The organism is Prosthecobacter sp. (genome assembly GCF_044378005.1).
In the GTDB taxonomy this organism is placed as follows: domain Bacteria; phylum Verrucomicrobiota; class Verrucomicrobiia; order Verrucomicrobiales; family Verrucomicrobiaceae; genus Prosthecobacter.
Genome location: NZ_JBILYB010000196.1, coordinates 1 through 8,558 on the forward strand (window position 1 = coordinate 1; position 8,558 = coordinate 8,558).

Annotated in this window: 3 protein-coding genes; 2 read left to right on the forward strand and 1 reads right to left on the reverse strand. The window is 61.3% G+C overall.

The features are described 5' to 3' along the window. Positions 1 to 1,248: 1,248 nt before the first annotated feature. The gene (locus AC6FTP_RS23860) at positions 1,249 to 2,529 is read right to left on the reverse strand and encodes a DUF5722 domain-containing protein (protein ID WP_497209414.1); all 1,281 of its coding nucleotides are present in this window, start codon (positions 2,527 to 2,529) and stop codon (positions 1,249 to 1,251) included. 102 nt (positions 2,530 to 2,631) lie between these two features. Here AC6FTP_RS23860 and AC6FTP_RS23865 point away from each other — a divergent pair, with 102 nt between their 5' ends. After that, positions 2,632 to 4,893, forward strand: coding sequence for a redoxin domain-containing protein (locus AC6FTP_RS23865; RefSeq protein ID WP_497209415.1), 2,262 nt, complete (start codon positions 2,632 to 2,634; stop codon positions 4,891 to 4,893). Between the two features lie 139 nt (positions 4,894 to 5,032). Continuing rightward, on the forward strand, positions 5,033 to 8,558 hold a 3,526-nt coding region (locus tag AC6FTP_RS23870; protein WP_497209416.1), incomplete at its 3' end, for a lamin tail domain-containing protein.

Genomic DNA, 8,558 nt, shown 5'->3' on the forward strand with positions numbered 1-8,558 from the left:
GCCAACCAATTTGCGATCCAGTTCGGGTCGCGATTTTTTTGATTGAGCGCATGCGCTCAATCAAAAAAACAACCCCAGACCAAAACATAACCAAAGACCCGAAACACAAACTTTCGGACACGCCCGGCGGCAGGGAAAGCATCAAGTTCCCACCCTTAGAGATCGACGTAAGTCTGCTCCTGCTCACGCCCTCCCAGTCTCCGGTTCCGTCTCCGCCCATCTCGGTGTGGCCTCGCACCCATCTCGGTGTGGCCTCGCACCCATCTCGGTGTGGCCTCGCACCCATCTCGGTGTGGCCTCGCACCCATCTCGGTATGGCCTCGCACCCATCTTGGTGTGACCTCGCACCCATCTTGGTGTGACCTCGCACCCATCTTGGTGTGACCTCGCACCCATCTCGGTGTGCCCTCGCACCCATCTCGGTGTGCCCTCGCACCCATCTGGGTGTGGCCTCGCACCCATCTGGGTGTGGCCTCGCACCCACATCGGATTTTCAGAATCCGAGATCGGATTTTGGTTTTCCCATCTCGGATTTGAGAATGCAGGCAGGTTTTGTGCAGCTCTTGAGACTTGGGGTACCACTCTTGAGATTGAGAAACAAGGCCGGGCTCTCCCTTCGCCAACGACCTACCCACCCTCGCCGATCTGGAACTGCTGCATGCCAAGGTGAATGAGCTGATCCTGAATGGCCGCCGATAAGGTAGCCGGGGCATTCCTGCCCCGTCTGAGCCTTCAATGAAGGCTGACCGGCGGGGAGACTCAAGTGATCTTCATGGCGGACCTCCAAAACTCAGATGCGGAGGGCGTAGAACGAGTTTTCAACTCGTACGCTGGTGCCCCGAGTTTTGAACTCGGGGGTGGGGGATGGGCAGGGCTGACGCATCCAATCGGTCACTGAAGGTCAATCAGGGCTTTAGTGACAGGATTGACATGATTCACAGGATGAACAGGATTTTTCAGACCTGTTCATCCTGCCAATCCTGTCAATCCTGTCGCAAAAAGCCCCTTTCATTGGGATGCGCGAAGCCCTGGGAGATGGGTGGAGCTGACGCATCAAACCATCAGGGGCCGGATACGACAGGATTCCCAAGGCCAGCTTCGATCTTTTGAGCTTCGCTTCATGCGCAAGCCCTGGTGGAGTGGAGGAAGAAAGGGCGAGGAATTGATTCGTGGCATCGAAGTCCGTGCGCTCAAGAACCGCCCCCTTTCCTGCCTGATCCAGCGCTGCTTCCAGCCTTCACGCTGCGTTCACTCGCCTTTGATTTCGGCCCAGGCCTTCAAACCTGTCACCGGCAGCAGTGGTGCGGCAGCAGCCTCCCACGCCGGCGTACCCGCTGCGCGGAAGAGCTCCCAGATCTGCTTCTTGCTGTGCGGTGTGACCACGGAGTGCGGCGCGTTTCTCCAGAGCCCGAGGCGCAGCCCGCCCTCCTGGGCATGATCGACATGGCGATGGTAGATGAAGGCATCCACCAGGGGCAGACGGCGACATTTTTCCCAGGCGTAGGCAAAGGCGGCGGCTTGCAGTGACTCGCCCTCGGGCGTCAGCAGCAGATGAAAGCCCTGCTCGGAGAGGATGACCCGGCGGGGCTCGCCTTTGAAAAGCAGTTCGGGTTTCCTGAGATGGCGGCAGAGCACTTCGAGGTTCTTGAAGGTGACCTTGTTCGTCGCTTCATCACTCGTCACCGTCTTGTCGGCCCAGGCACGCGGATTGCCAAGATCTTCGGGGTAGGGATGCCAGGCCACATGCCAGTCGAGATCCGCGGTCTGCCTGGCAAAGGCATCCAGGTAATCCCGACCCGGTGTCGCTTCCTCGGCGCTGATGCCGGACATGCCGACGCCCCAATGATGATCGAAGGGAATGTAGAGCCGCGCATTCGCCGAGGCCGTGCGCACCGCGCCATGCACGAGACGGAAGGCCTGCGCATATTCGCCCACGGCATCCGCCATGGGCTTGCGGCCCATGTTGTACCAGAGCCAGTGGGAATTCACCTCGTTGCCGACGATCCAGCCCCACACGCGGCCATGCTCAGCATGGGTGCCGCTCCAGCGCGCGGCCATCTCCTCGCTCACCGCCCGCAGCCAGGCACGGCCCTCGGGGGTCTTCGAGTTGAAGCCGCCCACGCTGTACTTGTAGTCCTTCCGCGCGTCCGGGTGGATCACCACGGCATCACGCGCCTCTTCTTTGGAAGGATACGCGATGAGGATGACATACACGAGCACGCCACGATCTGAGAGCGGCTTGATCTGGGCATCGAGAGACTTGAGGTAGCTTTCGTTGAAGCTGAACTCCTGCCCATCCACGACGCGCTTCGGATTTGCGGGCTTCTTTTCCAGATCCAGCAGGGCGGTGAGGTTGATGTTGATACCTGCGTGATGGATGCCGAGCGCCAGGGCGTCATCGACCATCTGCACTTGCAGACCTTTGATGGAGGCCGGCCTGGGAAAAGGCTCTGCATTCGGCACCACCGGCTGCGCGGCGAGCGAGGTGGTCAGTACAAGACAAAGCGTGCGGACAAAGGCTGAAAACATGAGCCGCCTCCTTTCTGCCCGGATCACCAAAAAGCAAAAAGAGAATCCCCTGGTGCCAATGAGGTAGGAAAGCCCCCGGTGCCGACGTTGATGAACCTCCCCATGTCCCGCCTTTCCCGCTCCCTCGCCCTCAGCCTCGGCTTTACCTCGCTGCTCCAGGCCGCCGATCCCCTGCCCGGTCACTCCACGCATGGCGAGGCCTTCAATGAAGGGCCGCGTCAGGCCGCCACGCTGATCCCCGGCTGCGGGAAAGTGAGCTTCCCCATCACCACGAAGAAGCCCGAGGCGCAGCAGTTCTTCAATCAAGGCGTCGGCCAGCTCCACGGCTTCTGGTACTTCGAGGCCGAACGCTCCTTCCGTCAGGTGGCGCTGCTCGACAAAGAATGCCCCATGGCCTTCTGGGGCATGGCGATGGCGAACGTGAACAATGAGGCCCGCGCGAAGCAGTTCGTCCGCAAGGCCGTGGCGCTCAAGGACAAGGCCAGTGCCCGCGAGAAGCTCTGGATCGGCACGCTGGAGACCTTTTACAAAGAGGACAAAAACGACAAACGCGACAAGAAGCAGCGCGCTCTCGACTTCATCCGCGATCTGGAAACCATCGTGCAGGACCACCCCGATGACGTGGAGGCCAAGGCCTTCCTCGCCTGGAAAACCTGGCACGCGAATGGTGACGCGCCGATCACGAGCTATCAGGCCGTGAATGCCCTGCTGGATCAGGTCTTCGCCGCCAATCCCGAGCATCCCGCGCATCATTACCGCATCCATCTCTGGGACGGCCGCAAACCGGCCATGGCGCTGAAGTCCGCCGCTCAGAATGGGCAGAACAATCCCGGCATCGCCCACATGTGGCACATGCCTGGGCATACCTTCTCGAAGCTCAAGCGCTATGACGACGCCGTGTGGCAGCAGGAGGCCAGCACGCGCACCGACCACGCCTACATGATCCGCAACTGGGTCCATCCCGACCAGATCCACAACTACGCGCATAACGAAGAGTGGCTGGTGCGCAACTTCAACGAACTCGGCCGCGCCAGCGACGCCATCGGACTCGCCACCGCCCTTATCCGCCATCCGCAGCATCCAGCCAACAACACGCTCGATAAAGACAGCACCAGCACCAGTTATGGCCGCACGCGTCTGCTGGATACCTTGAGCAAATGGGAACTCTGGGACGACCTGCTGAAAGTCACCAGCAGCCCGCTCTTCCCCACCGTGGAACAAACCAGTCACGAAGTGCGCCGCCTGCATTCACGCGGGCTCGCCTTCTTTGCCAAGGCCGACACGAAGGCACTCGCCAGCACCATCACCGACCTCGAAGCCATCGAAAAGAAGGCGAAGGCCAAAGCCGCAGAAGCCGCAAAGCCGAAAGCAGATGCGAAGAAAGCCAGCCCAACCAAAGGAGAGACCAAAGGGGAGGTCAAAAAGACCGACGTGGCCAAAGACGAGGCAAAGAAGAAGGAAGACACCAAGAAGCCCGAGCCCGCCGCCATTGCCCTCGCCGATCTGCGCGCCCTCCAGGCCGTTCTGACCAAGGACAAAGCCGCTGCCGATCTCGTCACCAAGGCCAAAGACATGGCCAAGCCTCTCGCCACCAGCCTCTGGCTGAAGCTGGGCGACAAGAAGAAAGCCGAGGAGCTTCTGAAGAACTATCCGCAGGACCTCGCCGGACTCGCCGCGAAAGCCGAGATGCAGCAGGCGCTCGGCAAGACCGATGACGCGAAGAAGACCTTCGAAGAAGTGCGCAAGCTCGCCTTCGCCCTGGAAGCCGATCTTCCCGTCAAGAAGCGCCTCGACTCCCTCGCGAAGACCTTTGGCATCAAAGACGAGTGGCGCGCCGAAGCACCGAAGCGCACTGACTCCGGCACACGCCCGCCGCTGGAACCGCTCGGCCCCATGCACTGGCATCCGCCCGCAGCTCCGAAGTGGGAGGCGCTGACTCTGGACGGCAAACCTGCAAGCAGCAGCCAGTTCGAAGGCAAGCCACACGTCCTGCTCTTCTATCTCGGTGCTGCCTGCACGCACTGCATGGAGCAGGTGAACGCCTTTGCCAAAGCCGCGCCGGACTACGAGAAAGCCGGCATCCAGCTCTGCGCCGTGACATTGGAACCGCTGTCACTCGCGGGGCGCATCACCGAGCAGATGAGCACGAAGAAACTGCCCCCCTTCCCCGTGCTGTGTGATCCATCCCTCGCCGCCTTCAAGACCTTCCGCGCCTACGATGACTTCGAAGAAGAGGCCCTGCACGCCGCCGTCTTCATCGACGCCAAAGGCCGCCTGCGCTGGATCGACATCAGTTGGCAGCCCTTCACCAACACCGCCTTTCTGCTCAAGGAGGCTCAGCGTCTGATATCACTGCCTGAGTGAAGCGTCATGGCATTTTAGATCGTTAGGCTGATCCGTGAAGTTTTTGTCACATGGCGTGGCAAATTCCACGAAATGGTCACATTGAAAGGGACGCACGATCTTCAATCACGGTCATGCATGAAGGGCAATTCCCCCCTTCATGAAACTGACCACCACACTCCTGAATCTGAGTTCTGCGCTGCTGATGGCGGGCTTGGCTTTCCAAGTTCAGACATCCAACGCGGCTGCATTTACTCCCGGCAATGTCGTCATTTACCGCGTCGGCGATGGTGCGGCGGGCCTGCTGAATACCGGCGCAGCCGTCTTCCTCGATGAATACACTTCTGCAGGTACTCTCGTGCAGTCCATCCCGCTGCCGACGACGGTCAGTGGTGCGAACAAGCGGCTCGTGGCGAGCGGCACGGCCAGCTCGGAAGGCCTGCTGACACGCTCTGCGGACGGCCAGTATCTTGTGGCGGCGGGTTATGATGCGACACCACCGCATAGCACCTCCCTGACCGGCACGGCTTCGACTGCAGTGAACCGCGTCATCGCTCGTGTGAACGCCGCAGGGACGGTGGACACCACCACGGCGCTGACAGATGCAGCCACGGGGAATAATCCGCGCAGTGTCGCCGCGACGAATGGAACGGACTTCTGGCTCACGGGCGGCGCTGGCGGCATCCGCTACACCACTCTGGGCGGCACCACCTCCACGCAGGTGAACACCGGCGGCACCCCGATCACGAACCTGCGTCAGGCAGGCATCTTTGGCGGGCAGCTCTATATTTCGACGGCTTCTGGCAGTGCGGTGCGCATCGGCACTGTGGGCTCAGGACTGCCGACTGCTGCAGGTGAGCTGACCACAAACCTGACCGGCATCCCCACTTCGGGATCGCCTTATGCGTTCTTCTTCGCCGACCTCGACACAGGTGTGGCAGGTGTGGACACGCTTTACATCGCGGATGACACGAACACAGCCGGCACGGGCGGCGTGCGCAAGTTCTCGCTCGTCGGTGGCACCTGGACGGCGAATGGCATCGCAGGTACTTTCAGTGATGCCTATCGTGGTCTCACCGGCTCCGTCAGTGGCGGCACGGTCACGCTTTTTGCCACTCGCAAAGGCGGCACGGCGGCCGCAGGTGGTGGCGAACTGGTGAGCATCGTCGATGCCACGGGCTACAATGCCACGATCACCGCGACTCCTGCATTGCTAGCCACGGCGGCTGCAAACACGGCCTTCCGTGGTGTGTCGCTGGCTCCGGCGGAGATCCCACAGCTCATCATCACCGAAGTGAACTCGAATGCCACGGGCGGTGATTTTTGGGAGCTGACGAATGTCGGTGTGACCACGCAGAACATTGGCAATTGGAAGTGGGATGACGACAGCGCGAATCCAAGCGACCCGGCGGCGGTGACGATTCCTTCGGGAACGATGATCGCTCCCGGTGAGTCCATCGTGCTCACCACCGCGGCGGACGCGACCGCTTTCCGCACGCTTTGGAGCATTGCGCCAGCGGTGCAGGTCTTCGCCAACCCCACGGGACCTGGTTTGGGTCAAAATGATCAGGTGCATCTCTTCAATGCAGCAGGTGCCTCGGTGACGAGCTTTTCGTATATCGCGGGTGGCTTCACCTTGAGCAGCGGCTCGCCTTCCATCGGTGGTCACGCGGGTGCTTCGGCAGGTGGCACGGCCACGCAGTCGGCGGTCATTGATCCGGCGTTTGGTTTCGGCTCGGGTCGCCGCTTCATGGCGGTGACTGGCACGCCGGGCAGTTCCGGTCTGAGCTTCGACGGCGGTCCTTCGATCACGCTTTCACTAAACTTCACGTCTTCTTCCTTCTCGGAAAGCGCCACGAATCCTGCCTCCACGGGCACGGTTTCGCGTGCGACGAGCGGCACGAGCGATCTGGTGGTCACGCTGAGCTCCAGCGATACCACGGAGGCCACGGTGCCTGCCACGGTGACCATTTTGGCGAATCAAATGAGCGCCACCTTCGATGTCACCGCCGTGAACGATACCTTCCCCGATGGCAACAAGTCGGTGACGATCACCGCGAGTGCCGCCGATGCCACCACACCCACCGCGAGCCTCACGGTGCAGGATGACGGCGACGTGCTCGACACGAGCTTCATGCTCACGGAAGTGCAGTCGAATCAATCCGCCACGAAGCCAACGACTGCCAATGACTACTGGGAACTCACCAACATCAGCGGCGCGACGAAAGACATTAGCGGCTACTCCTGGCATGACAGCGGTCGCTCAGGTGCGGCGGCGCAGGCTTACAAGCTGCCTCCTGGCACGAGCATCGCAGCGGGCGAGTCGGTGGTCTTCACCGCGACACCTGCGGCGGATTTCCGCACTTGGTGGGGACTCGCGCCGACGGTGCAGGTGTTCTCGAGCGTGGGTGCTCCGGGCCTCGGACAGAATGATGGCATCTCCTTCTTTGATGCGGGTCAAAATGAACTCTTCTTCTTCAGCTACGGCATCGCGGGTTTCACAAAGGAAGACGCCTCTCCTTCCACCGGTGGTCACGCGGGACCTTCCGGCGGCGGTTCGGCGGATTCGCAGGCTTTGATCTGGGTGCCTGCTTCCGGCACCACCACGCCGCGCTACACAGCGGCGACGGGAATCCCTGGAAATCACGCCAGCTTCACCGCCGTCTCTCCCGCGACAGATACCGGCTCTCCCGGCAATCAGGGTGCCACCATCCCGACCGTGAGCATCGGAAATGCCGCCATCACGGAAGGCGACAGCAGCACCTCCAATCTCGCTCTCAATGTCACTCGCAGCGACACCGCCACCGCCTTCACAGTGAACTACGCTGTCACGGGCGGCAGCGCGACCTCCGGCACCGACTACGCCATGCTCGCCAATGGCACGCTCACTTTCCCGGCGGGCGGAGCAGCGAGCTTGCCGATCAACATCATCGTCAATGGCGACACCGACACCGAGCCGGATGAAACCGTGATCGTCACCCTGTCGAACGTGGTCAACACCACGGGCACCACCATCATCGCCACGGCAAACGGCACGTTCACCATCACCAATGATGACATCATCTCTCCGATGATCACGACACAGCCCACGGGCACGACGATTGCCTCAGGCTACACCGCCACGCTGTCCCTCGTCGCCACTGGCACACCGACTCCGACGATCCAGTGGTATCAGGGAGGCACGGGCACCACCACGACACCTGTGGGCACGAATTCGAGCACCTTCACCACACCCGCACTCACCACGACCACAGACTACTGGGCACGCGTGACCAACGGCGGCGGCAGCGTCGATAGCAACACCGCCACCGTCACCGTCACGACGGGCGTCACCTCAGTGGATCTCTCCACCTATGTCCGCGTGGCCCGCTACAATCTTCCTGAATACCGCCGCACCGCGCTGCCACCCGGCACCGCTGCGCACAACCTGCTTTGCGATGAGGCCTCCGGCGTCGCCTACAACTGGGACACCGACACGCTCTTTATTTGCGGCGATGGTGGCCGCGCCATTACCCAGGTCACGAAGACCGGCCAGTTGGTGAACACGATGTCGCTGGATCTTAATGCAGGAAACCCGCAAGGCACCGAGTTCTACGATCCCGAAGGCATCACCTACATCGGTGGTGGCCAGTTCGTCTTCAGTGAGGAGCGCGAGCGACGTCTCGTGAAGTTCACCTATGCCGCAG

Excerpts from the sequence above, each read along its gene's own strand:
- AC6FTP_RS23865 (WP_497209415.1), top strand. The coding sequence starts at position 2,632 with ATGTCCCGCCTTTCCCGCTCCCTCGCCCTCAGCCTCGGCTTTACCTCG.
- AC6FTP_RS23860 (WP_497209414.1), bottom strand. The coding sequence starts at position 2,529 with ATGTTTTCAGCCTTTGTCCGCACGCTTTGTCTTGTACTGACCACCTCG.